We start from the raw sequence: 23,817 nt of genomic DNA, 5'->3' as shown, positions 1-23,817 counted from the left end.
TAATGAATGGAGAATGAAAATGGGAAAATATTTTGGAACTGATGGTGTTAGAGGTATAGCGAATCTCGAATTAAGTCCAGAGCTTGCTTTTAGATTAGGTCGATGTGGTGGCTATGTCCTTTTGCAACATGCAGAAGATGCTGAGGTGCCTAGAGTATTAGTGGGTCGTGATACAAGAATATCTGGTTCTATGTTGGAGTCTGCTTTAATCGCGGGGCTCTTGTCTGTGGGGATTGAAGTGATGCATCTGGGTGTTGTTCCTACACCAGCAGTTGCTTATTTAACACGGACCCAAAAAGCCGTCGCTGGAGTGATGATCTCAGCTTCACATAATCCAGTTGGAGATAATGGAATTAAGTTCTTTGCAGCAGACGGTTTTAAGTTGTCTGACGATCAAGAAGCTGAGATTGAAGAGCTGTTGGATCAAGAGGAAGATCATTTGCCTCGTCCATGTGCAGAAGGCTTAGGAATTATCGATGAATTTCATGAAGGGGTTATTAAATACCTTAATTTCTTATATTCTACAACAACGGTTGATTTGTCAGGACTTCGTGTAGCTGTTGACTCAGCTAATGGAGCTACGGCACCGTTAATTAATCAGCTGTTTGCTGATTTGGATACCGACTTTTATACCATGGGTGACCGACCTGATGGCTTGAATATTAATCAAGCGTGTGGTTCTACCCATCCCGAACAACTTCAAAATTTTGTTCTAGAGAAGGAAGCCGATCTAGGATTGGCTTTTGACGGAGATGGTGATCGCTTAATTGCGGTAGATGAAAAGGGCCAGATTGTAGATGGCGATAAGATTATGTTCATTTGTGGCAAACTATTACAACAAAAAGGTCGGTTAAGTCAAGATACCATTGTATCGACTGTAATGAGTAATATAGGATTCTATAAGGCTTTGGAAGCAAATGAAATGAAGTCTGTTCAAACGGCTGTTGGTGACCGTTTTGTAGTGGAAGCTATGCGTGCTCAAGATTACAATTTAGGTGGCGAACAGTCAGGGCATATTGTTTTCCTTAATTGGAATACTACAGGAGATGGTTTGCTGACGGCGATCCAGTTAATGTCAGTGATGAAAGAGTCGGGTAAATCTTTATCAGAATTGGCAGCTGAAGTGACGCTTTATCCACAGAAATTAGTTAATGTAAAGGTTCGAGATAAAAAAACAGTGATGGATGAACCCGCGGTTCAACAAGTTATTCAAAAAGTTGAAGAAATGATGCAGGGACAGGGACGGATTTTGGTTCGTCCTAGTGGTACAGAACCTCTTCTTCGTGTTATGGTCGAGGCTGAGACTGATTTATTGGCGACGGAATACAGTCGAATGATTGCGGATGTCATTCAGGAAGTTAGAGGATTAGAAGACTAAAAAGATCATGTTAATCAAGAGTGATCTCTTCAAGTGCCCTAAAATGGTTGAGCAGAGGTTACTTTTTGTTTCAAATTTTTTAAATGCCCATAAATCACAGAGGCGTGTTATATATGTGAAATTTATGTTATTAAAAAGGCTATGACATTTTTGTCATAGCCTTAATAAGTTTGTTATTAAAAACCAATTCTTGAAAATTTCCGACGATAGGCAGAAGGTGTTAAGCCATTCGCTTCCTTAAAGGTTTTAGAGAAGTGAGAGGCTGAATGAAAGCCAACATAATTGGATATTTCCGCAATATCTGTATCAGTAGAGGTTAATAGACGTTCTGCTTCTGCTAAACGCAGATGTATCAGATAGTCAATCGGTGAAAGACCGGTTTGTTGTTTGAAAAGACGGATGAGGTAATATTTATTAATATCGACTAATTCAGATAGTTCGTCTAAACTGACTTTTCGATTAAAGTTTTGACGAATATGTTCTTTAATTTCTTCAATTTCTTCATGTTTGACTTGGATGGATGAATCTTTAATAGAAAGATTGTGATGACGCAAAATATGCGCAAGAACACACTCTGTTAATTTCCTTAAAATGATGTCTGATCCACGGAAACCATTCTTACTCTCTAATAGAGCAAGGTCGAGATAGTATTTAATCATTTGACCTTCGTCAGCGACAACAAATACGCCATGATCACCTTCAATTTTGGATGACGAGATGAAAACGACACCCGTGATATCTAATTGAATGTATTCGATTTTTCGAATAGGATCAATCGTTACTTGTTGGTTAGGATTAAGAATAATGAGGTCTTTTTTCTTAATATTATCCCGTGTATCATGATGAGAACAAGTAGCGGCTCCTTTAGCCAAATAGAGAATCGTTAAATGATCATGTGAATGAATCGTCTTAGGAGAACCTTCCGAAATCCGATCTAGCTCAATATTTTCCAAACGGATTGATGCTGTATTGATGTTCGAAATATACATGATGTCACTTCCTTGATTATATTTTATGTTGTGTAATACTATATTGATATCATACACTAAATTTAAAAAAATTTGTCAAAAATTAGAATAATAATTGCTTGTTTATTTAAAAAAAATAAAACAGCGCATTACTATGAGAGTGCGCTGTTTTTGTTTTTAGTTTTTATAAGTACCTAGTTGAGCTGCTAATCGAAGGACTTGAATAACCTTAGGATCTTCTAGAAAATACAACACGTGTTTACCTTCTTTTTTAGAGCCAATAAGGTGGTTATTTTTTAAGGCGATGAGATGGTGAGAAGTAGTGGCCACTGAGGCGTTAATTAAACGTGAGATTTCATAGACACAAAGTTTATCGTAATTAGCCAAGAGTTCAATAATTTTGATGCGATTTAAGTCACCTAATAGTTTAAAAATATTCACTTTCTTACAAAGCTGTTTACTTTGTAAGAATTGGTCGACTTTTTCTTGCTCATTTTTTATTTCTTGATCATCGTAGCAAGTATAATTCGTCAAAATCATTCTCCTTTCTATGATTGAGAGTCCTCACCTGTATTAATTCTATGAATATCCTAAGAATTGTCAAATAGCTTAGCAAATATAAATTAAATTGCTAAGAAGGCAGTCTGTCTAAATAAATACCTAAGATAGTTGCTTGTGTGTAACAGGCGATAGGAATTGAAGGGACCAGATCTGGCATGGGATTGAATAAAGAATAGGGGAACACGGTTAAAATATTATGAACGAGTTTAGGGTGATTCATAAGTTTGTTTATAGAGGCCATTATGATTAAACTAGTAGACTTCGGCTTTTGAGCTTTTAAAACTTGAAAGGATCCTGCTTGCGTATTTCCTTTAGAAGTGTTGGGGAATGGTCTCGTTGAGACAGTTTGATCGGATGGTTTTTGTTGTTCGGGTGTTTCATCGACCGTTGCTTCATAAATCGATGAAAAGCGGCTATCCGGCGATAATACCGAGCTTGATTCGTCTTGTGTTTCCTTCGGATCTAGCGTGATTGGGGCGGTGGGTTCTTCGGTAACAACTGAGGAACTTTCGTTGGATTCTTCTATTGAATCCGAATCATCAGCAGGCATTTCAAAATAATTATTAGTATTAGGCTTCTCATTACTTGTTGTGGTTGCGATAATTTTTGTAGGGAAGGCTCCTGTTAAAGAGACAATAACGAGGCCAAGGATAAAAAGAGGAATGAATGATTTTTGGGTTAGATTTGACATATACATCCTCCTCGTGTAAGTTTCTATTTTTGATTTTAACATGTTTTAGGTATAATAAAGTCATTGTTACTAGAATGTTGTTAAATTGTGAAGACTGTCATAAAACGTTTATATAAGGAGAGACGTTATGCATGTAAAAGTATTTAAAACGAAATCAGAAGCTTCAGATTATGCTTTTCAATTGTTAATCAAGCAGAAGGACTTAGGTCCAAGTACTTATGGGCTAGCCACTGGATCCACACCTTTGGGATTGTATCAACTTATGGTGAATTCAGAGTATGATTTTTCGCAAGATCAAGCCATTAATTTGGATGAGTATATTGGTCTTTCTAAAGATCACCCTCAAAGTTATGCATACTTTATGAATCAGTATCTTTTCAGTAAAAAGCCATTTAAGGCGACATATATTCCAAATGGAGTGGCTGAAGAGATTCATCAAGAGTGCTTGAATTATGATCAGATACTTGAACAATGGCCAATTGATCTACAAATATTGGGGTTGGGATCTAACGGACATATAGGGTTCAATGAGCCTGGATCGTCCTTTGATACGAAAACGCATTGTGTTCAATTGACGGAATCGACGATTAAAGACAATCAGCGATTTTTTGAAAACAATGAAAAAGTGCCTAGTCGAGCGATAACTATGGGCATAGACAGCATTCTAAAAGCCAAGCAAATTATTTTGATGGCTTTTGGAGAGAATAAAGCGCATGCGATTCGACAAGCAATTGAACTACCAGCTAGTCCTTTATGTCCAGCATCCTGTTTGCAACAGCATGCTAATACTTTTATTTTGTTGGATGAGGAGGCCGCATCACAATTAAGTGGCGAGTATAATGCTTGAAACGATTCACGAATTAATCCATCCTATTTATTTTAAGTCTAATACCAGCTGGATCAATTAATTCAATGCCTATTTTTTTATTTGTATAAGGGTAGTGAAGCTCATTTAGACGTTGGATAATGGCTGTTATTTCAGTGGGATGGCATTGCCAAACGCAAGATCTAATTCCTTGCGTATTTGTGTGTGGGTGATCTAATTCGAGACCTAGCCAGGTATTTAAAGCTAGATGGTGGTGATAAAGACCGCTAGCTAAGAATTGTGCATGGTGGTTAATTTTTTGTTTAGTGGCTAAGTGAAGAATTGTCTGATAGAAGTGCGCTACTTTGTCGAGTTGTCCTACTTGTAGATGAAAATGGCCAACTTTGGTTTGCCTAGGAAGCTGATAATCGGGGGCTGTTGATGAAACAAGTTGACTAAGTTCGGATAGATCAAGTCGGTTTGTGACTCCTTTAATTTGCCCCTCTTTATTTATATCCCATTGGGATATGGGTAAATCATAATAGAATTCAAGACCATTTCCTTCAGGATCTTGTAAATAGAGTGCTTTGGAATAACCATGATGACTAGCCCCTTGAAGAGGGGTATGATGAGTTTTTAGATACTTGTAGAAGTGGGCTAAGTCGGATTCTTTGGGAAATAGAAAAGCTGTGTGATAAAGGCCGCTTGTTTTATTAACTTTTTTCTGAGCATGAGGGAAAATTTCCAGTAGTATATCCGCGTCACGGTTTCCTAAAGAAAAAATCTTATCTTTTTCTTTTATGAGGGTAAATCCAAGTTGTTCTTGATAATATTGTGCTAAGTGAGTGCTATTTAAAGCATTTAATTGTACTTTTTTAGGTACAATGGGGTAGGTTGTTGTTAACATACTTCCTCCTTTATTCAAATAACTATTATAATGATACTCTTGAAAGAAATGAATGTAAATAAAATTGCTCTCCTAGATAGCTAAAATCTAGTTCACAAGGTCATTTATTTAACTTATAATGAGAATAGTTGGAGGAAAAGGCTCTTGAAGCTTAATTTTTTTTAGTTAAAGAGCCATACTCTACGAGATGTGATAGAAATTTAGTACAAATTTATGGAATAGAGACAAATATTTTTAATTTGTCATAGTTTTGTTCTGTTTAATCTTGAAAGAAAAGCCTATAATAAGACTATTCTGTAAATTGAAGGGGGGTAGAAAATTGAGTCGCTTGAATGTATATGTTCATTATGACTCGGTCACAAATCATTTTATGACACGAGGGGTTCGTCTAAATACAATCGATTTTTTAAAGCCTTATATGCCTCAAAACATTATTTTAGCGGACGAGCAGGAAGAATTTGGCCGGTTTGATATACATACGAACTTCAAGATTTTAAAAGGACAAACGATGGTGGCGGATTATTTTGATATATGTTTTAAAGAAAAACGTCGGATGTCCAATTGGATTGATTTTGACAGTGTTGAAATGATGCACCAGTTAACACCCATCGAGATTTCAGAAATTCTTTATCTGTTTCATGCGACAAAAGCACTGCGCTCTCCCTTTTTTTATAAGTTACAAAATAATTTCGTGTATCTGAATATGCCTAATGGATTAACAAAAACATATTATCGACACATGACTCAATTTTACCCACGTTTTCAACGGTCGATAACAGGGCATATGCAGGAAATATTGAATGAACGCGTAAGTTGGTTTAACCGAAGAAAAATTCAAGTGGAGCGACTGCCTCAAAAGCAAGTGGAACGATTAAGTCCATTATTTTTAAATGGGATAAAGTTTGATTTTAATCAAGCATACGAAAGTCAAGATAGCTGGCATATTCCTTTGTTTGTTATTGAAGATGAATTAACCCAGCTAACGAGAGATCTGCCAATTTCGAAAGCGGTGGCGGATTTAGCTTATTGTCAATCTAAACAAAGTTGGACATTAGAATTGTATTTGTCTAATGAAAGTGAGAGTTTGGAGGAAATTTAATAATGAAAATTATATTACTTTATGGAGGTCAAAGTGCAGAACACGAAATTTCCTTAATTTCTGCACACAATGTGGCCCAAGTCCTAATGTATTCAATTTATGAAGTATATCCTGTCTTTATTACTAAATCGGGTCAATGGATTAAAGGACCACGTATGGAGACACCTTCTCTAGGCGATCAACAGCTTATTCTTGAAGCGAGTGATACATTAAGCTGGTCCTTAGAAAACACGCCGTCAAAAGGAATTGCGATTAAACCTGGGGATATTCAATCTGAAGAAGCAGTTGTTTTTCCGATTTTACATGGTCCCAATGGAGAAGATGGAACTATTCAGGGCTTTTTGGAAATTTTAGATATGCCTTATGTCGGTGCAGGTATTACAGCTTCAGCTAATGGGATGGATAAGATCATTTCTAAGGCTCTATTTACTCAAGCAGGTATTCCTCAGGTACCTTATGTTGCTTTTACTGCCCACGAATGGGAAGAACAAAAGGAGAGTTTGATGCAAAAGATTGAAGGTTCGCTTTTGTATCCTCTCTTTGTAAAACCAGCGAATATGGGATCTAGTGTTGGGATCTCATGTGTTCATGACTCGCCAGAATTGATTGCGGCCGTCGCCACGGCTTTAAGATTTGATCGTCGGATTATTGTTGAACAAGGGATTCAAGCACAAGAGTGTGAGGTGGCAGTGCTTGGGAATGACGATGTTCATGTCTCAGTAGTTGGGCACTTAGTTAAAGACAAGTCTTTCTATGATTATTCCGAAAAATATCTTAATAATTCGGTACAAATGGAAATTCCGGCTAATTTAAGCGAAGCGGTTGTTGAGAAGATTCAGGACTATGCTAAAAAGGCTTACTTAGCTATCGATGGGTCAGGCCTATCTCGGGTTGATTTTTTTGTGACGACGAATGAAGACGTATATATTAATGAGGTAAATACCATGCCCGGCTTTACCCAATTCTCTATGTATCCGAGTCTTTGGGCCGCTACAGGATTGGAATACCGTGATTTAGTAGAAGAGCTGATCCAATTAGCCTTATCTCGCCATGAAAATAAAAAGCAGTTGGAAATAACGCAAGTGGAACATTAGGAGTTCAATTATGAATAAATTGACAATAGATGACTTATTAAAAGCTGTAGATTATCAATCATATAGCTTGGTTGAAGGATTAGATCAAGAAATTGAGTCCGTTGAATTTGATTCACGGAAAATAATAGCTAAGAGTCTCTTTGTGCCACTGGTGGGTGGCAGTCGTGATGGACATGAGTATGTTCAGATGGCCATAGAAAATGGCGCTAATGTTTGTTTTTGGTCAAATTCTGAAGAAACAGCACCTAAGGGTAGAATTCATGTGATTTATGTCAAAGATACCTTGAAGGCCATGCAAGAATTGGCGAGTTATTATCGTCAATTAGTAGATCCAATTGTGATTGCGATTACCGGCTCAAATGGGAAAACTACTTCTAAAGATATGACGGCAATGAGTTTAACGTCTAAGTATCAGGTATATAAGACTCAAGGAAACTATAATAATGAAATCGGAATGCCATATACGATTCTACAGATGCCATCTTCAACCCAGGTCTTAGTATTAGAAATGGGGATGAATCATTTTGGTGAGATTCATCGTTTGTCATGTATTGCTCAAATTGATGTGGCGATAATTACCTTAATAGGGGAAAGCCATATTGAATATCTAGGGAGCCGTCAAGGTATTGCACAAGCTAAGATGGAGATTTTAGATGGTTTGAAAGATGGAGGCATTTTTCTATATCCACAAAATGAGCCTCTCATCGCAAATTTGTTGGAAAAACAAACTAGAAAACTAAAATCATATACTTTTGGTATGGATTCTCAAGCGGATTTCTATGCTTTTGATATCGAAGAAGATTATGATCGAACATATTTTAAGACGAATATTGATGGCAATGTCTTATGTACAATCCCAGTGATGGGGTCCTATAATGTCACTAATGCTTTAATCGCTTTAGCGGTGTCAAAACTGTTGGATGTTCCTACGGAACAAGCTATTTTCCAATTGTCTCAATTTAAATTGACAGCCAATCGTTTACAATGGCTTAAAGGCAAAACAGGGGCAAAAATACTGAATGATGCTTATAATGCGAGTCCAACGTCGATGAGAGCAGTACTTGCCTCTCTGTCTAATATAAACCGAGAAGAATCAGGACGTAAAATTGTTGTTTTAGGAGATATCTTAGAGCTAGGAGATAAGAGCCGCGACTATCACCGACAATTAGCTACTGGTTTAGATCCTGAGAGTATTGATAAAGTTTATCTTTTTGGCCATGAAATGGCTGCTCTTTATGAGGTTTTGACTTCAAAATTTGATGAAGAGAATATCTATTACGAAGCAAACTCTCATCAGAAATTGATTACGGCTTTAGAGCAAGAAGTTAGACCAAATGATATTGTTCTATTGAAGTCAAGCTTTAGTGTAGATTTACTGCAAGTTGTTACCGCCTTGACAGGAATTGAAACACATTAAATAAAGATGAATACATGCTCATTGAAGGGTGTGTTTGAAAATTAAAAAAACGAAACTAGGAGAATTTATTGAAATTTACTGATTTAAACTTAAAAAATGAATTATTAACAAGCTTAGACGAATTAGGTTTTGAAGAACCCACGCCCATTCAACAACAGGGGATTCCAATTGCATTAAGTGGGAAGGACTTGATCGGACAGGCGCAAACAGGAACGGGAAAGACAGCTGCCTTTGGTCTGCCCTTATTGAATAAAATTGATCCAAAGAATACAAATGTCCAAGCTTTGATTGTTGCCCCCACGCGAGAATTAGCGATTCAAGTGCAAGAAGAATTATATCGCTTATCAAAAGTTTTAAAAACAAATGTCTATGTGGTATACGGTGGAGCACCAATTGACAAGCAGATTAAACGATTGCGATCACAAAAAGTGCAAGTTCTCGTAGGAACGCCGGGACGGTTGTTGGATTTACTTAAGCGTAATGTGCTTAAGTTAAATGCAGTCCAAACACTTGTGTTGGATGAAGCTGATGAGATGCTAAATATGGGATTCATTGAGGATATCAAGGCTATTATTCAGCAAGCACCTGAAACTAGACAGACTTTACTTTTCTCAGCAACGATGCCAAAAGCAATTAAAGAGTTGGCTGGCCAGTTTCTAATCAATGCTGAGCATATAAAAATTAAAGCACAATATTTGACGACGGATCTAATTGAACAGTATTATACACGCTGCCGTGATGATGAAAAATTTGATATTTTAACGCGTTTTATAGATGTGCAGAACCCTAAGCAGGCAATTGTCTTCTGTCGTACGAAAAAGCGAGTTGATGAAGTGGGTCGAGGATTAAATTTACGCGGTTATAATGCGGAATTAATTCATGGAGATATTACTCAACAAAAGCGTACTTCTGTGATTGATGCTTTTCGAAAAGGGGAAGTAGAACTACTTGTAGCTACCGATGTTGCGGCTAGAGGGTTGGATATTTCTGGTGTGACTCATGTGTATAATTATGATATTACTCAAGATCCTGAGTCCTATGTTCATCGCGTGGGGCGGACAGGGCGTGCAGGCAATGAAGGAATGTCACTGACCTTTGTTCAAGGAAATGAGCTAGGTTACTTAGCGACTATTGAGAAATTAATCGGCAAACAAATGCTTCCTCTAAAACCACCTACACAAAGCGAGGTTAGACGGGGTCAAGTTCAGCAAGTGATAGATGACGTTAATGATATTTTGGAAAAAGGTAATGTAGATGAGTTCCGTCAAGTTGCTAAGTTACTGTTAAACCATTATCAAAGTAATGATTTGGTTTCGGCTTTGTTAAGCCAACTCTTAGTAGAAAATAGTCATATTGAAGTTGAAATTTCACCGCAAAGGCCCTTACCAAATGTTCGTCGGTTTTCGAATCATAAGAACGCTAGTAAAAATGCGACTTCTAAACGTTCACACCGTTCTAACAATAAAAATCGCGGTCATTCTAAAAAGAGAAACCATAAAAATTTTGTCATGAAGAAAAGTAAGTAATAAGGAGAGCTAGAATGGAGATTGGCATTGATTTAGTAGAGTTACACCGTATTGAGGCGATTTTAAAGCGCAAACCACGCTTTGCTCAACGTGTTCTAACTCCTAAAGAGTTGGCTTATTTCCAGGAGTTGTCTTTAGAACGAAAAATTGAATTTTTAGCAGGCCGCTTTGCTGTGAAAGAAGCATATAGTAAAGCGATTGGTTATGGTCTTGGCCGATTGACTTTTCAAATGATTGAATGCTTACCTTCTCAGTTCGGGAAACCCTTGATTACTCAAGGACCAATTATCCAAGAAACGAGTGTTTCTATTAGCCACACTAAAACCATGGTTCAAGCGAGTGTTTTAATTGCGTTAAGCCAGGACCAGATTGATCAAAAATTAGCGATTTTTTTTGACCAGTTAATTTAGAAAGAAGGATCTTATTTATGAAAACTGCTAGTGAACATCGTCCCACTCAAGCGATCGTTAATTTGAAGGCGATTCGTTCGAACCTAAAGCATTATAAAGCTAAAATGGCTCCTAACCAAGGATTGTATGCTGTGGTAAAGGCGGATGCTTACGGACATGGGGCTGTAGCGGTCGCTCAAACAGTACGGCAAGAAGGCGTTGACGGACTTTGTGTAGCAACTGTTGACGAAGCCATCCAGCTTAGAAAGGCTGGGATTGATGATCTACCTATTTTGGTGTTGGGACTTACTTCACCTTATGGTATTGCTGAGATTATTCTTTATGATATTACGGTTACTGTTTCCAATATAGCTTTCTTTGAAATTGCGCAAGACCAACTTAATGAAACACCAAATGGAGCAGAGCTGATGGCTAAGGGATTAACCTTTCATTTAGCTTTAGATACCGGAATGTCTCGAATCGGATTAAAGACGGGACAAGAAATAGCTGATTTTAACCAAGCGATTAAGGCTTATTCCTGGGCTCATTGGCAGGGAGCTTTTACGCATTTTTCTACTGCTGCTGAAGGTGATAATCCTTACCTTGAAAAACAATGGGCAAAATGGCAATATTTAACTGACTATTTGCCAGAAAGTGTTACCCAACGTCATTTTGCAAATTCGGCTATGGGGCTTCATCCTAAATACGGTCCACTTTCGGATATTGTACGATTAGGGATTTGTTTATATGGTCTTTATCCAGATGATTTTGTACCATTAAATTGGCAAAATAGCCACCAACTTAAGCAGGTAGGTATGGATTCCGTATTAAATCAAATGGTCAAAAGTCCACTAGAGCTTGAATTAATGCCTGCCTTGAGCTTAGTTACTGAGATTGTTTATACTAAACAGATTGAAGCAGGTGAATGTATCTCCTACGGTGCCACCTATAAAGCTGAAGGAGCAGAGTGGATCGCAACGTTACCGATTGGTTATGCAGATGGTTGGTTAAGAGCTTATCATGATATTCAAGTTTTATGCCAAGGTCACATATGCCCGGTTTTGGGTGTGATTAATATGGATCAGATGATGGTTCGCTTACCAGAGTATTTTCCGATTGGAACTCAGGTGACCTTAATTGGTCAGGATCAAGGATTATTTAATCATCCATCTTTAGTCGCTCAAGAGTCAGGTACGATCGGTTATGAAATAACCTGTAATTTGAGTCAGCGTGTTCCTCGAGTTTACTTATAAAGGAGCTTATAAAATGTTACAAGTAGCTAGTCAAACAGTCGGAATCTTGGAGGAGAATACCTATATCGTCTATCGACCGGATAAACAAGCGATCTTGTTTGATCCAGGAGCGAATCCAGATCGTTTATTAAAATGGATTAAAGACAATGAATGGCAGGTTCAAGCAATATTTTTAACTCATTGTCATTATGATCATATTGGTGCTTTAGATGCAGTTCGAAAAGATCTGAATGTTGCCGTTTATGCAAGTGCGATAGAAAAAGAATACTTTCAAGATCCTGTTTTGAACCTTTCTTCGACTGGCCCCTATGAAGTGATTTGTCAACCAGCAGACTATTACTGGGAACATTTAGGAAAACAAAATATAGCCGATTTTGATTTTGAAATTCGCCCTGTTCCTGGGCATAGTCCGGGTTCTTTAATGTATTATTTTGATGCGGATCAATTGGCTATTTCTGGGGATGTTTTATTTAAGAATTCAGTGGGACGCACTGATTTGCTTGGTTCGAATCCGTTTGATTTGCAAAAGTCATTAAAAGACCAAGTGATGACTTTACCTAATGAAGTCATGGTTTGCCCAGGACATGGACCTGTGACTACATTGGGTTTGGAGAAGGAGACAAACCCTTTCTTGACAACATTCATTTAATTGTTAGGTGATATTAAAAAGGAGGCTGTGATCATGAATCACAGCCTCCTTTTTTAGTTAAATGACTAAAGAAGCTTAAATGAGTGAACTATTATTTAAAATAGTCCTTCTTTTAGACTTGCCAGTAATTAAAAGGGAATTTTCTACGGGTTAAAGCTCGTAAGAGAGATTGGAAATTAAGAATATTAATATCTTTTGGTAGTTGATAAAGTATAGCAGAGTGACTGATATACTCATTTCGATTGAGGGTCATCACGGATAAAAAGCCGCAATGACGGTTAATAATTCTGGAAATTTTAGCCAAATCCCCTTTTTTACCCAAGCTTTCGACGCAGAGGATGATTCCTGCTTCTTCAAGAATCCAAGCTTGGTGAAAATAATTAATCAGATGGTTATGTGGCACAACTCCTAGAAAGGAATTGTCTGGGCTGAGTACAGCAATGAAGGGTAGGTCTTTAATATTAAAGAATAATTCAAGTAAAGATTGGTTGACCTTCACGATCTTACTGGTATTCTTTAGGAAATGGGTTACTTGCATTTTTTCAAGATCTGCATGAGGGTGGTGGTACATGTATTGATAGATATGGTATCGGTAGATATTACCACGATAGAGCGTTTGACTTTGATCGAGTACAGGAGCGCATCTTAGGGATTCTTTTTCAAGCAGGTTAAGTGCTTGTTGACAGTTGCAGGACTCAGAAAATGTTATCAGTTGATTCTTGGGGACCATTAAAGATTCGATCATTTAATACCTCCTATTCTAACAATGATTTTATTTGTAGCCGCTTTTATCTCTCATTATTTTAGCATATCTTAAAAATTCTGCAATCACTTTGTATCTATGTTTTATTAGAGGTTAACTATAGTAGTAATAAATGGGATTTTATAAAAACTATTGCTTTTTATTTTACATTTTCATATGATAGTATTAATAATTAGTGTACTATTTTATTAGATAAAGGAGAAATGAAAAATTTTATGGACTCCCCTGGGAATTCGATAACTGCTCAACTTGTTATTATCATTATTTTAACAACGATTAATGCTTTTTTTGCTGCGGCAGAAATTGCCTTTGTTTCGATTAATCAGTCAAAAATGCGGACATTAGCTGAAGAAGATAATAATCCTCGTGCTCAACGGGTTTTACGACTTATCGACAAGGCGGATGATTTTTTAGCGACCATCCAGGTTGCTATTACTTTCGCTGGTTTTCTATCTTCTGCATCCGCGGCTACAAGTTTTGCAACTTATATCGAGCATTGGTTACCAACTTTTCCGGGATCTAATACCTTGGCAATTGTCTGTGTGACATTGATCTTATCTTACCTTTCATTGGTGTTTGGTGAGTTATATCCTAAACAGATTGCTTTGCAAATGCCAGAGCAAACGGCAATGGCGACATCTTGGTTGGTCGAAAAAGTACAGTTACTTTTTAAGCCATTTGTTAGTTTTCTGTCCTTATCAACAGGTTTATTAAAAAAAATTACACCCATTAATTTTTCTGAACAAACGAAAAAATTTACTCGTGAAGAAATGGTAGCAATTTTAACTCAAAGCCAGGCTCAAGGTGCAATTGACCTAGCAGAATACGCAATGTTGGAGGGGGTATTATCACTTGATTCTAAGTTGGCCCGTGAAGTGATGGTACCACGCACTGATACCGAAATGTTGGATATCGAAGACGATTATGAGGATATTTTGGAGGAAATCTTACAAAGCCCTTATTCTCGCTTGCCTATTTATCGTGAGGATAAAGATAATGTCATTGGAGTCATCCATGTTAAGCAATTGCTAAAAGCTGCTAGGCAGGACGGTTTTGATCATATTGATTTTTTAGAGATTGCTAATGAACCCTTGTTTGTACCGTCTACCGTATATATTGATGATTTATTGTTAGAATTTCGACAAGAGGAGACACATCTTGCAATTTTACGCGACGAGTATGGCGGGGTCGAAGGGATTGTAACACTTGAGGATTTGATCGAGGAAATTGTTGGCGATATCAATGATGAGACGGACGTTACAGCAGTTCAGGTTCGTAAGATTGATGATAACAACTATTATATTAATGGTACTTTGAGTCTGGAAAAATTTAATCATCTATTTGATGAAGATCTTGATTCTGAAGATGTTGAGACGATCGCTGGTCTGTTGATACAGGTGATGGGGTATGTACCGGATGATGACGAGCGAGTATCGGTTCGAATTAATGATTATGTTTTAACGACATCGAATGTGGAGAATGGCCGAGTAAGAGGAATTCATGTCAGCCATGATCCTAACTATCAATTAGAGACTAATTATAGCTTGCGTGAGTTTGAAAAAGAGAATGATCGACGTGAGAATGATTATGATTTAGATAACTAATTATTTAGGTTAAGCTAGTGTTTTCTTAAGGCTGAATTATTTGTGTCAGCCTTATTTTTTATGAGGAGGAAGCCATGTTAAATGAAATGATGCATCGACCTGTGGTGATGGAAAAAGTATTGAATTATTTAAGAGAGAATCAAAGAGCTTTTACGGGAGGAGTCAAAGAAATCGAAGATTTTGCTCGACAAGCCGGGATACCCATTATTCCTCATGAGACAGCGAAATTTATCGATTTTCTTTGTGCAGCGCGGCAACCTCAAACAATTTTAGAGATTGGAACAGCTATCGGATTTTCGGCAAGTTTGATGGCTCAACATTTACAAGATGGTGGTCATCTAACTACGATTGATCGTTATCCATTAATGTATGAACGGGCTAAGAAGAATTTTGAGAAAAATGGACTCAAACAAAAAATTACCTTGTTAGAAGGGGACGCAGCTGACATTCTTCCTAATTTAGAGGGACCCTTTGATTTAATTTTTATGGATTCAGCTAAAGCTAAATATGTCGAATTTTTACCTTATTGTATGAATTTACTGGATATGGGCGGAATCCTATTAATTGATGATATTTTTCAAGGGGGAATGGTGTTTGATGCGGAAGAGACGGTTCCACGCAAGGTTCGAAAGATTCATCGGGGCTTAAATAATTTATTGGACTTGGTTTTGAATGCTAAAAACCATCGATCGTGTTTATTGCCCTTGGGAGATGGGCTTCTAATGATTCGAAAAGAGTCGGCAACTAATCAGTTTATTCCAAATTAGATTTTGCAGAATTTTGACTATTAGCTTAGTATCGGTATAATAGTGTTATTAGAGAATCGTTGTTTAATAAGGATTTATACTGAATATAGGGAGTTTTGCTTTTTAATCGATCCCCGTGTATAGGGGTAACAAAGGAGAGAGCAATATGAAGCGAATTTTGGTTGTAGATGATGAAAAACCAATTTCTGATATTATTTCTTTTAATCTAAAAAATGAAGGTTTTGATGTTGAAACAGCTTTTGATGGCGAAGAAGCCTTGGAAAAATTTACTAAAGTAGGACCAGATTTAATTATATTAGATTTAATGCTACCAAAAATTGAAGGGTTAGAAGTATGTCGTGAAATTCGAAAAACATCCTCTGTACCTATTATTATGCTGACGGCCAAAGATTCTGAAATCGATAAGGTGTTGGGCTTAGAGTTGGGAGCAGATGACTATGTCACTAAACCCTTCTCTAATCGTGAATTAATCGCACGCGTCAAAGCCAATCTTCGAAGAAATACAGTACAGGAAGAAGAAAATAGCTTGGATCAAAACCGCGATATTGAAGTCGGTGATATTGTTATTCATCAGGATGCTTATACGGTGTCTAAACGAGGCGAAGAGATTGATTTGACACATCGTGAGTTTGAATTGCTGAGCTATCTAGCTAAACATGTTGGCCAAGTGATGACTCGCGAACATTTATTAGAGACTGTATGGGGATATGATTATTTTGGCGATGTTCGAACGGTGGATGTAACTATTCGTCGCTTAAGAGAAAAAGTGGAAGATACACCTGGTCACCCTGGTTATATAATTACCCGTCGTGGAGTGGGATATTTTCTAAAGAATCCAGATCAAGAATAGGGGATCTTCTATGAAGCGATCTTTTTCAGCTTTACAATCGATTTATGTTAAGATTCCATTCTTATTTGTGGTTATTTTATTCATTGTTTTTCAATTTATTTCCATCTATTTTATTGAACAATTGGAAACTCAAACGGTTGCTACAATGAAAGAACAAATAAATACTCAGGTAGATTTCCTTTCTTCGAATGTTGTACCTATCCTACAAACCGAAGATCTCTCTACAGGTCAAAAAAACCAGCGCTTGAATCAGGCGCTGGATTCTTTCAATTCAACTTACCCTACAAAAATTCAGATCATCAATTCGCAAGATTATCTTTTAGCTAGTAATGACTTAGCAGAAAGAGTCGCTGTTGGAACACGAACGAATGATGAAATGGTTAGAAATGTCCTGATTAACCGTCGGTCAATTGAGGATGATCAATTTATTAGTTTACATCGACCTTATACCTTGGTAAAACCACTGTTGTCGAAGGACGACGGAGAGGGGCGTTTACTAGGGGTAATTTATGTGCAAGCAGAGATGGATCGTCTTAATGAGCAACGACAAGATATTACAGAGCTCTTTTTAAGGGCTATTTTAATTGCGATTGTAGCTGGCTTTGTCTTGTCCTTTGTACTTTCCCAGGGGATTACAACTCCCATTGAAAATATGCGTCAGCAAGCGGTGAGAATTTCTGAAGGAGTATATGACTTTCCAGCTCAAGTTTATGGACAGGATGAACTTGGTGAATTAGCTATGACCATTAATGAGTTAGCCGTCCGTGTACGCGATGGTCAAGAGTCTATTGAATCTGAAAAACAACGCTTAGATGGGGTTCTACGTCATATGACGGATGGTGTGATTGGAACGGATCGACGAGGAAATATATTGTTGGTTAATGAACGGGCTTTGCGTTTGTTGAATTTGTATCAAAATGAAGCGATCGGTCAACCGATTTTAAAGATTCTCGGTATCGATCAGGACTATAAATTGACACAATTCTTAAAAAAAGATCATGAAGTACTCGTATATAAGACTATCGAAGAACAGACTTCAATTTTAAAATGCGAATTTTCCATTATTCGTCGTGAAACGGGCTTTGTGACAGGGTTAGTTTGTGTAGTTCAAGATGTTACGGAACAAGAGAAGAATGAGCAAGAGCGCCGTGACTTCGTTTCGAACGTTTCCCATGAATTGCGGACTCCATTGACATCGATCAAGTCTTATTCAGAAGCATTAGTGGATGGGGCTTGGAAAGATGCTACTATTGCACCGGAGTTTTTAGAAGTGATTCAGTCTGAGAGTAATCGTATGATTCGAATGATTGGAAACTTATTGGATCTGTCGAAGATGGATGGCGGACAGATCAAGTTGAATTATGAATTTGTCGATTTGAAGCCCTTGCTCAACTATATTCTTGACCGAGTAGAGTTTACACTTGACAGTGCTCCCCAAAAGAATAAGTATCAGATTGTTCGGCAATTTACGCCTAAACAGATCTATGTAGAAATCGATCAAGATCGAATCACCCAAGTGGTTGATAATCTTATGAACAATGCCATGAAATATTCGCCAGAAGGGGGAAAAATTACTGTTACACTCGCAGATGATCGGGATTTTGTCATCTTAAGTGTCACTGATCAGGGAATGGGGATTGCACAGAAGGACCTACCGTATGTGTTTGATCGCTTCTATCGAGTAGATAAAGCTCGATCGCGCCAACAAGGCGGAACAGGTCTTGGGTTAGCAATTTCCAAGGAGGTTATCGAACTGCATGGTGGCCGCATCTGGGTTGAGAGTGAAGAGAATAAAGGATCAACTTTCTCATTTGCACTTCCCTATAATGATATAACGATCGATGATGATTGGGAGGATATGGTATGAAAAACAAATCCTGGATTAGTTTCTTTCTAGTTATATGCTTTATTCTCAATTTATTATTAACCTATTTACTTATTGATGCGAGGGCTCTTTACAATTTGTATCAACAATTTACCAACATTGATCAACAAACCAAGCTTATTGATGAAAATCATCCGTCGGAAACAAACTATTATCGCACAGTGGAGCCGACCATGGATCAGGTATTGGCCCCTTGTCAGATTATAGTCAACCAAGAAGGTCAACTATACTGGTTGCCACAACATATATTAGAAGAGCTATTAAAAGATGTTTTCAATCAGCCCTTTGTGGAAATTACTCAAAAGCAAGCTCGAATTGATGCAATTGAGTTGAACGAACATTTGAGTAAAAATCATGTTCAATTTATCTTTCCAAACAAAATGCCGTTAGCCTTTTTTGCAAATTGGGTTAAAATCCCTATAGACACCAACCACCAATTTGCTATCAATCGGATTGTTTTGAGTCGTGGTAAAGACCATAAGGTATATTTAGTCGATTCAATTAATAAGGCTTATCTGGAAGGCAAATATGATCCTCAAAAAATGAGCGATGAATTTTTAAGGCGCATCGACAAGACTTTAGATCAAGCGGTTATGGTTGACGAATACGCAATTAATCGTGATAGTGTTTATTTACCTAAACAGCATTTAACCTCTCCTAGTCAGGTTTATACATTGGAAAAAATTCCAGAAAATTTATTCATTAACCCAGTGTTTAAGGGAGAGAACTTTGACATTACCGAATCTCAAGAAGAGCATACGCGTTTATACCATAATTACAATAAAAACTTGATGATTGATGACAATACCAATATTCTGATTATGTCTCAAAATGAGAATTATAATAATCAAATGACTCAAAAAGATTTGTATGATATTAATTTGGAAACAAAAATAAAAGAGAGTTTAAAGGTTTTGAAGAATTTTGAGTATTGGCGGCAAGGGTTACGTGTTTTTAGTGAAAATCAACATCAAATCGTATATCGACGTTATTTAGGAGGGTTGCCTATTTTCCCTCAAGGAGATCACGTGGATTACGGAGCAGTAAAAATCTCGTTAACAAATCATGTGAAGCGAATTAATTTAAATCAACTTCAATTGCCTATATTAACTTTAGGAGTAAATGTGGATGACCAATCTCGACCGGTCGATATAGAAACTGGTGCGGAAATCCAGGCGCTTTTAGATAAAGCGGGATTAAAGTTTTCACAGTTTAATCAAATAGTATTGGGCTTTGAATGGCAAGCGAATATGGAAAATTTCAAAAAGGTTGAGTTGGTTCCGAAATGGTTTTTTATCGTTGGAAATAGGGTCTATTCGATTGATCAAATTAAAAATGGCTTTGTTCGTGAGGATTTAGCTAAAAAACCGAGTGAGACAGATTCGGTAAACTGAATTGAAAGGAAGGAAACAGATGGACTTTAAACGGATTCAAATTTTATTATTGGTATTTTTTGTGATGTTTGATATTTATCTGTTTTATCTGCTTTCAGAAAAAAGTCCCTTTAATCAAACTTCGCATAATGCGACAGCTCAGGTGAATACTTTGCAAGAAATTCGTTCAAGAGGGATCGTTTTGAGCGAAAGAGTTCATATTAATGACGAACATCCTGAGTTGCCAATTATTAAGGTAGATAGTAACGATGAATTAAAAGAAGCTAGTGAACAGTTAGAAAACCAAAGCTTTTCATTGACTCCTGAAGGTGTTTTAACAAGTCAGTTTACGCATCCCTTAGATTTGGATATTTCTCTAGGAGAAGATAATAAAATTCTAAGTCAAAAAGATTTTACTTGGATTTGGGAACATATTTTGTCAAATCCTAAGTATTTTATCCAAGGAGCTAAGTATTTGAATCATTGGTATTCACCGCAGGATAATATGATTAGTGTTCGAATGGTGGTCGATTTATCGACTGAAAATTCCGATAATCAAGTGATCCCAATTTCGGATGGAACAGCAGAGTTGCGACTTTTGTTAGATGATGACTATCGGCTGCAATCCTATATTCAAAGTTTTCAAGCAAACCCACGCGTTTTGGAGGCACCAAAACGTTTGATCTCTTCTCACGAAGCTTTGGAGGTTATTCAAAATAGGATTGATACGACTTTACCCAATGATTCAACGATCATATCCATGTCATTGTCGTATTATCAATCAGTTAATACGCAAAACTTTAAGATATATACCCCTGCCTGGGAGATCATCTATTTTAGACGAGAAAGTAGTCAAACGCAGTCGATTCTGGTAGATGCGTTAAGGGGGAAAGTGGTTGAGGTCAAATCGCTAACAAGTAATTAATAATGATGTATCTTCTAAAAATGAAAATTGAACATAAAAGGATGAAAATGATGGACTATGTGGGTGTAGCCAAAAATAAAAAAAATTACTGGTTCAAATTAGTGGCTTTATTTAGTGTATTCATCGGGATAGGGATGAGCTTTATCATGACTATTCCTGTTTATGCTGAGGAAGCACAAAAGGGTATTTCAACGAATGAAACAATTTATGCACGGTTGGAAGATACAGGACGTATTTTTGTTCATATAGAGGCGGATTATAAAGGAGCCTCTTTGCAAAAAATAAAGCTTCCAATACGAACACAGGGGGCGAAGTTTGCTTCTTATTCCGTCGGGGTTGTCTATCAGGCGGATCATCGACTCCTTCCACTAACAGAGACGGCAAGCGGAACTATTAATTCTTTTTTCGTTAAATCAGAGGATGATCATGTGGGGTTACAAGTCACATTGGACCCTAATCAAGCGATTGAAACAATAGTAGTGGATTATCAATTAGATCAGCAAGTGGCTAATTATCTAGATCTTTCTTTTTATGAAGGAAGTTGGCCTCTTTTATCAACAGAGCCAGATAGTCATGCAGAATTAACTTTAGAATTACCCAAAAGCCAAAACTCATCACCCAAGATTAAGGTTTGGACGTATGGCCAAGCTAATCAGCTTCGAAAAACTGAGAATCAGGATTCCTATAGTATTCATGTTAATGTTATTAAGGATCGAAGTGCAAAGTCGGATTTAAAGATACACGTAGCCATGCCTTTAGATTTGTTTCCGTCGAATCCAAATCAAGTGGACCAAATGATGATGGATACCATTGACCAACAGGAGAGTGCTTGGACTCGGCAAGAACAAGCACGATTACGTTCGCAAAACCGTCAAAAGTTCTTTTATGTGTTAGCTTTGCTTGCTTTACCACTTCTTCCTAGCTTGGGTTTAGCTTATTATGTGTATCAATTTAGCCATCTATCAACCCACTCGAATGGGGAAAAAACAAACTTTATTCCATTTCCCCCAGAAGAGATTGTGCCTAGTTTGGTAAAGAAAAGTGTTTTTTATCAGGAAATCGATAGTAATGACTTAGCAGCCTGTTTGCTGAGTCTAGGGAGTAAAGGCTATTTAAAAATTTTGCCAGTTCGATTGAGTAAGCGGACATTTTCAAAAAATCGAACGGGTTATACCCTTGCATTCACTAAATCGCCTTATAACCTATCTTTACAGGCTCTAACATCTTTTGAAAAAACGGCCTATGATTTAGTTACTTTGAAGGATAAAGAAACAGTGACTTTAGAACAGCTGTTATATCTTTTTCAGCAGGATGCAAGCCTAAAAGAGAGCAAGAAACAATCTTGGAAGAAATTTAAAAATAATCTTCAATTAAAATCTTACCAACCTAAACCTCGAAATCGTCGAATTAAGCAGCGATTATTTTTGATGATAGGAATCGTGTTTGTTATTAGTCTCTTTTGTGCTGTAAAGGCGATCGGATTTATGCTAGCAAATGCCTTAGACGGTCTAATTGCAGCAGCCATTGTGCTTCTTATCTTACATTGGATGGCACTATGTTTTCTAGTATACTTGGTTTATCGGCGATCCTTTGCGACAGACCTTGAAGAACGTCGAGCATCAGTTTGGCGTTCATATGGACAATTTTTGAACCAAGCTAGTCATTACCAATTGTCTGCTTATGGAGATCTAGCAGTGTGGGAGAGAAATATCGCCTATGCAATTAGTTTAAATAAGATGGCTCAAATACAAAAAGCATTTACTCGTCAGTTTAACTTGAGTCAATTAGAAGAGGAAGGCGATAGTTTGAATGGCGACCTTTATCGTGTTCCAGATAGTCTTTCGGGAATTTTTATACCTGCTTTAAAAGAATATATAGATCAGTTTGAATATTTTAAAGCTTTTTAAATGGGATAGTTATAATGAGGTGTAGTTTTGACAATGGTATTTAATAAAACTTCTTTATTGCAACAATTATATGCTCCACCAGAAGATATTTTGACAGATATGACTCAGTCAGACAGTCTAGCCTTTTCAATATTAGCATCTGGATCGAGTGGTAATTGTGCCTATATAGAAAGTAAGCAGTGTCGTTTACTGGTGGATGCTGGACTATCTGGTAAAAAGATTGAAATGCTGTTTAAAAGTATTCATAGAGATATTCGACAATTGGATGGGATTTTAGTAACACATGAACACAAAGATCATATTCATGGCGTGGGAGTCTTATCTCGACGATATAATCTACCTATTTATGCAAATGCGGAAACGTGGTTAGCAATGGAAGGGATGATCGGTCAGATCGATCCAGCTAATAAAAAAATTATTCCTCCTAATCAAATGATTTCTTTTAAGGATATCGATATATTAACCTATGAAGTAAGCCATGACGCAGCGCGCCCTCAGTTTTATGCCTTTCAAAAGGGCAAGAAACAGTTTGCTATGCTAACAGATACAGGCTATGTATCTGAAGCTTTAAGAAGTCAGCTATCTAATGCGGATGCTTATTTAATTGAATCCAATCATGAGATTGAACTGTTACGTTACGGAGCGTATCCTTGGCATTTAAAGCAGCGCATTTTAAGCGATCGAGGGCATCTATCGAATGAAGACGGTGCGTTGGCTATTAAAAATATGATGGGTTCAAGTACAAAGTCTGTTTATTTAGGCCATCTGAGCAAAGAAAATAATCGAAAAGAATTAGCGTTGGCCAGTATGGAAAGGATTCTTCACCAATATGATATCGATACACAAAAGGATCTGACATTATTTATGACGGACCCTGAATCTGCCACTAAAATTCAAATATTATAATCAAACTAAAGCGAAAATTCATTATTTCAATGAAATTTCGCTTTCTTTAGTTATTTTGTAGCAATTTTGGCGTGGATATTTCATACTTTCTTAATAAGCA

22 protein-coding genes are annotated in these 23,817 nt (G+C 37.1%); 17 read left to right on the top strand and 5 right to left on the bottom strand.

Going from position 1 to position 23,817, the window contains the following annotated elements; translation table 11 throughout:
• The first annotated feature begins 19 nt into the window (after positions 1–19).
• Positions 20–1,378: a phosphoglucosamine mutase gene (gene glmM / locus HMPREF9706_RS05440; protein ID WP_006908372.1), complete on the top strand. Its 1,359-nt coding sequence runs from the start codon at positions 20–22 to the stop codon at positions 1,376–1,378.
• 176 nt (positions 1,379–1,554) lie between these two features.
• Here the strand turns inward: glmM and HMPREF9706_RS05435 are convergent, their stop codons facing one another.
• The 3 genes from HMPREF9706_RS05435 to HMPREF9706_RS05425 all read right to left on the bottom strand — a co-directional run bounded on the left by HMPREF9706_RS05435 (position 1,555) and on the right by HMPREF9706_RS05425 (position 3,598).
• Positions 1,555–2,367, bottom strand: a complete 813-nt coding sequence (locus HMPREF9706_RS05435; RefSeq protein ID WP_006908371.1) for an AraC family transcriptional regulator — start codon at positions 2,365–2,367, stop codon at positions 1,555–1,557.
• A 156-nt stretch (positions 2,368–2,523) separates the two neighbouring features.
• Positions 2,524–2,886: an ArsR/SmtB family transcription factor gene (locus tag HMPREF9706_RS05430; protein WP_231285857.1), complete on the bottom strand. Its 363-nt coding sequence runs from the start codon at positions 2,884–2,886 to the stop codon at positions 2,524–2,526.
• A gap of 91 nt (positions 2,887–2,977) precedes the next feature.
• Positions 2,978–3,598 (bottom strand): hypothetical protein, encoded by a 621-nt coding sequence (locus HMPREF9706_RS05425; RefSeq protein ID WP_006908369.1) that lies wholly within the window; start codon positions 3,596–3,598, stop codon positions 2,978–2,980.
• Between the two features lie 127 nt (positions 3,599–3,725).
• On the opposite strand from HMPREF9706_RS05425, the gene HMPREF9706_RS05420 reads away from it, so the two are divergent.
• Positions 3,726–4,445: a glucosamine-6-phosphate deaminase gene (locus tag HMPREF9706_RS05420; RefSeq protein ID WP_006908368.1), complete on the top strand. Its 720-nt coding sequence runs from the start codon at positions 3,726–3,728 to the stop codon at positions 4,443–4,445.
• A gap of 13 nt (positions 4,446–4,458) precedes the next feature.
• On the opposite strand, the gene HMPREF9706_RS05415 is transcribed toward HMPREF9706_RS05420, so the two are convergent.
• Positions 4,459–5,310 (bottom strand): VOC family protein, encoded by an 852-nt coding sequence (locus tag HMPREF9706_RS05415; RefSeq protein ID WP_006908367.1) that lies wholly within the window; start codon positions 5,308–5,310, stop codon positions 4,459–4,461.
• A gap of 319 nt (positions 5,311–5,629) precedes the next feature.
• Between HMPREF9706_RS05415 and HMPREF9706_RS05410 the strand changes: the two genes are divergently transcribed.
• The 7 genes from HMPREF9706_RS05410 (at position 5,630) to HMPREF9706_RS05380 (ending at position 12,737) form a co-directional block, all read left to right on the top strand.
• Positions 5,630–6,409: a hypothetical protein gene (locus HMPREF9706_RS05410; RefSeq protein WP_006908366.1), complete on the top strand. Its 780-nt coding sequence runs from the start codon at positions 5,630–5,632 to the stop codon at positions 6,407–6,409.
• Between the two features lie 2 nt (positions 6,410–6,411).
• Positions 6,412–7,503 carry a D-alanine--D-alanine ligase gene (locus HMPREF9706_RS05405; RefSeq protein ID WP_006908365.1) on the top strand — a complete coding sequence of 364 codons (1,092 nt, stop codon included), beginning with the start codon at positions 6,412–6,414 and terminating at the stop codon, positions 7,501–7,503.
• A gap of 10 nt (positions 7,504–7,513) precedes the next feature.
• Positions 7,514–8,920 carry a UDP-N-acetylmuramoyl-tripeptide--D-alanyl-D-alanine ligase gene (locus tag HMPREF9706_RS05400; protein ID WP_006908364.1) on the top strand — a complete coding sequence of 469 codons (1,407 nt, stop codon included), beginning with the start codon at positions 7,514–7,516 and terminating at the stop codon, positions 8,918–8,920.
• Positions 8,921–8,988: 68 nt separating this feature from the next.
• On the top strand, positions 8,989–10,446 hold the full coding sequence (locus HMPREF9706_RS05395; protein ID WP_006908363.1) for a DEAD/DEAH box helicase: 1,458 nt from the start codon (positions 8,989–8,991) through the stop codon (positions 10,444–10,446).
• Positions 10,447–10,460: 14 nt separating this feature from the next.
• Positions 10,461–10,856, top strand: coding sequence for a holo-ACP synthase (acpS, locus tag HMPREF9706_RS05390; RefSeq protein WP_006908362.1), 396 nt, complete (start codon positions 10,461–10,463; stop codon positions 10,854–10,856).
• 17 nt (positions 10,857–10,873) lie between these two features.
• Entirely contained in the window at positions 10,874–12,088 is a 1,215-nt protein-coding gene (gene alr, locus HMPREF9706_RS05385; protein WP_006908361.1) for an alanine racemase, read from the top strand.
• Positions 12,089–12,101: 13 nt separating this feature from the next.
• A complete protein-coding gene (locus HMPREF9706_RS05380; protein WP_006908360.1) occupies positions 12,102–12,737 on the top strand; it encodes an MBL fold metallo-hydrolase in 636 nt (211 codons plus the stop codon).
• Positions 12,738–12,849: 112 nt separating this feature from the next.
• Here the strand turns inward: HMPREF9706_RS05380 and cbpA are convergent, their stop codons facing one another.
• Positions 12,850–13,482 carry a cyclic di-AMP binding protein CbpA gene (gene cbpA / locus HMPREF9706_RS05375; protein WP_006908359.1) on the bottom strand — a complete coding sequence of 211 codons (633 nt, stop codon included), beginning with the start codon at positions 13,480–13,482 and terminating at the stop codon, positions 12,850–12,852.
• A 233-nt stretch (positions 13,483–13,715) separates the two neighbouring features.
• On the opposite strand from cbpA, the gene HMPREF9706_RS05370 reads away from it, so the two are divergent.
• From HMPREF9706_RS05370 to HMPREF9706_RS05335, 8 genes are all read left to right on the top strand, one after another.
• On the top strand, positions 13,716–15,104 hold the full coding sequence (locus tag HMPREF9706_RS05370) for a hemolysin family protein (RefSeq protein WP_006908358.1): 1,389 nt from the start codon (positions 13,716–13,718) through the stop codon (positions 15,102–15,104).
• A 74-nt stretch (positions 15,105–15,178) separates the two neighbouring features.
• On the top strand, positions 15,179–15,871 hold the full coding sequence (locus tag HMPREF9706_RS05365; protein ID WP_006908357.1) for an O-methyltransferase: 693 nt from the start codon (positions 15,179–15,181) through the stop codon (positions 15,869–15,871).
• Between the two features lie 145 nt (positions 15,872–16,016).
• On the top strand, positions 16,017–16,721 hold the full coding sequence (gene yycF, locus HMPREF9706_RS05360; protein ID WP_006908356.1) for a response regulator YycF: 705 nt from the start codon (positions 16,017–16,019) through the stop codon (positions 16,719–16,721).
• A 10-nt stretch (positions 16,722–16,731) separates the two neighbouring features.
• Entirely contained in the window at positions 16,732–18,588 is a 1,857-nt protein-coding gene (walK, locus tag HMPREF9706_RS05355) for a cell wall metabolism sensor histidine kinase WalK (RefSeq protein ID WP_006908355.1), read from the top strand.
• Positions 18,585–20,000, top strand: a complete 1,416-nt coding sequence (yycH, locus tag HMPREF9706_RS05350; protein ID WP_006908354.1) for a two-component system activity regulator YycH — start codon at positions 18,585–18,587, stop codon at positions 19,998–20,000. The genes walK and yycH overlap by 4 nt, the downstream gene beginning before the upstream one ends.
• Positions 20,001–20,019: 19 nt before the next feature.
• Positions 20,020–20,904: a two-component system regulatory protein YycI gene (gene yycI / locus HMPREF9706_RS05345; RefSeq protein ID WP_006908353.1), complete on the top strand. Its 885-nt coding sequence runs from the start codon at positions 20,020–20,022 to the stop codon at positions 20,902–20,904.
• Positions 20,905–20,954: 50 nt separating this feature from the next.
• Positions 20,955–22,811, top strand: a complete 1,857-nt coding sequence (locus HMPREF9706_RS05340; RefSeq protein WP_231285856.1) for a DUF2207 family protein — start codon at positions 20,955–20,957, stop codon at positions 22,809–22,811.
• Between the two features lie 27 nt (positions 22,812–22,838).
• Complete coding sequence (locus tag HMPREF9706_RS05335) at positions 22,839–23,717, top strand: MBL fold metallo-hydrolase (protein ID WP_006908351.1); 879 nt, start codon at positions 22,839–22,841, stop codon at positions 23,715–23,717.
• Positions 23,718–23,817 lie beyond the last annotated feature (100 nt).

It is taken from the genome of Facklamia hominis CCUG 36813 (assembly GCF_000301035.1).
Classification (GTDB): domain Bacteria; phylum Bacillota; class Bacilli; order Lactobacillales; family Aerococcaceae; genus Facklamia; species Facklamia hominis.
This window is presented reverse-complemented; position numbering and strand designations above follow the sequence as displayed.

What these genes read in the sequence shown, in the direction of transcription:
- HMPREF9706_RS05415 (WP_006908367.1), bottom strand. Translation starts at nt 5,310, where the DNA reads ATGTTAACAACAACCTACCCCATTGTACCTAAAAAAGTACAATTAAAT.
- HMPREF9706_RS05435 (WP_006908371.1), bottom strand. Translation starts at nt 2,367, where the DNA reads ATGTATATTTCGAACATCAATACAGCATCAATCCGTTTGGAAAATATT.
- HMPREF9706_RS05340 (WP_231285856.1), top strand. Translation starts at nt 20,955, where the DNA reads ATGGACTATGTGGGTGTAGCCAAAAATAAAAAAAATTACTGGTTCAAA.
- yycI (WP_006908353.1), top strand. Translation starts at nt 20,020, where the DNA reads ATGGACTTTAAACGGATTCAAATTTTATTATTGGTATTTTTTGTGATG.
- alr (WP_006908361.1), top strand. Translation starts at nt 10,874, where the DNA reads ATGAAAACTGCTAGTGAACATCGTCCCACTCAAGCGATCGTTAATTTG.
- HMPREF9706_RS05430 (WP_231285857.1), bottom strand. Translation starts at nt 2,886, where the DNA reads ATGATTTTGACGAATTATACTTGCTACGATGATCAAGAAATAAAAAAT.
- cbpA (WP_006908359.1), bottom strand. Translation starts at nt 13,482, where the DNA reads ATGATCGAATCTTTAATGGTCCCCAAGAATCAACTGATAACATTTTCT.
- walK (WP_006908355.1), top strand. Translation starts at nt 16,732, where the DNA reads ATGAAGCGATCTTTTTCAGCTTTACAATCGATTTATGTTAAGATTCCA.
- HMPREF9706_RS05420 (WP_006908368.1), top strand. Translation starts at nt 3,726, where the DNA reads ATGCATGTAAAAGTATTTAAAACGAAATCAGAAGCTTCAGATTATGCT.
- yycF (WP_006908356.1), top strand. Translation starts at nt 16,017, where the DNA reads ATGAAGCGAATTTTGGTTGTAGATGATGAAAAACCAATTTCTGATATT.
- glmM (WP_006908372.1), top strand. Translation starts at nt 20, where the DNA reads ATGGGAAAATATTTTGGAACTGATGGTGTTAGAGGTATAGCGAATCTC.
- acpS (WP_006908362.1), top strand. Translation starts at nt 10,461, where the DNA reads ATGGAGATTGGCATTGATTTAGTAGAGTTACACCGTATTGAGGCGATT.
- HMPREF9706_RS05425 (WP_006908369.1), bottom strand. Translation starts at nt 3,598, where the DNA reads ATGTCAAATCTAACCCAAAAATCATTCATTCCTCTTTTTATCCTTGGC.
- HMPREF9706_RS05400 (WP_006908364.1), top strand. Translation starts at nt 7,514, where the DNA reads ATGAATAAATTGACAATAGATGACTTATTAAAAGCTGTAGATTATCAA.
- HMPREF9706_RS05405 (WP_006908365.1), top strand. Translation starts at nt 6,412, where the DNA reads ATGAAAATTATATTACTTTATGGAGGTCAAAGTGCAGAACACGAAATT.
- HMPREF9706_RS05370 (WP_006908358.1), top strand. Translation starts at nt 13,716, where the DNA reads ATGGACTCCCCTGGGAATTCGATAACTGCTCAACTTGTTATTATCATT.
- yycH (WP_006908354.1), top strand. Translation starts at nt 18,585, where the DNA reads ATGAAAAACAAATCCTGGATTAGTTTCTTTCTAGTTATATGCTTTATT.
- HMPREF9706_RS05380 (WP_006908360.1), top strand. Translation starts at nt 12,102, where the DNA reads ATGTTACAAGTAGCTAGTCAAACAGTCGGAATCTTGGAGGAGAATACC.
- HMPREF9706_RS05365 (WP_006908357.1), top strand. Translation starts at nt 15,179, where the DNA reads ATGTTAAATGAAATGATGCATCGACCTGTGGTGATGGAAAAAGTATTG.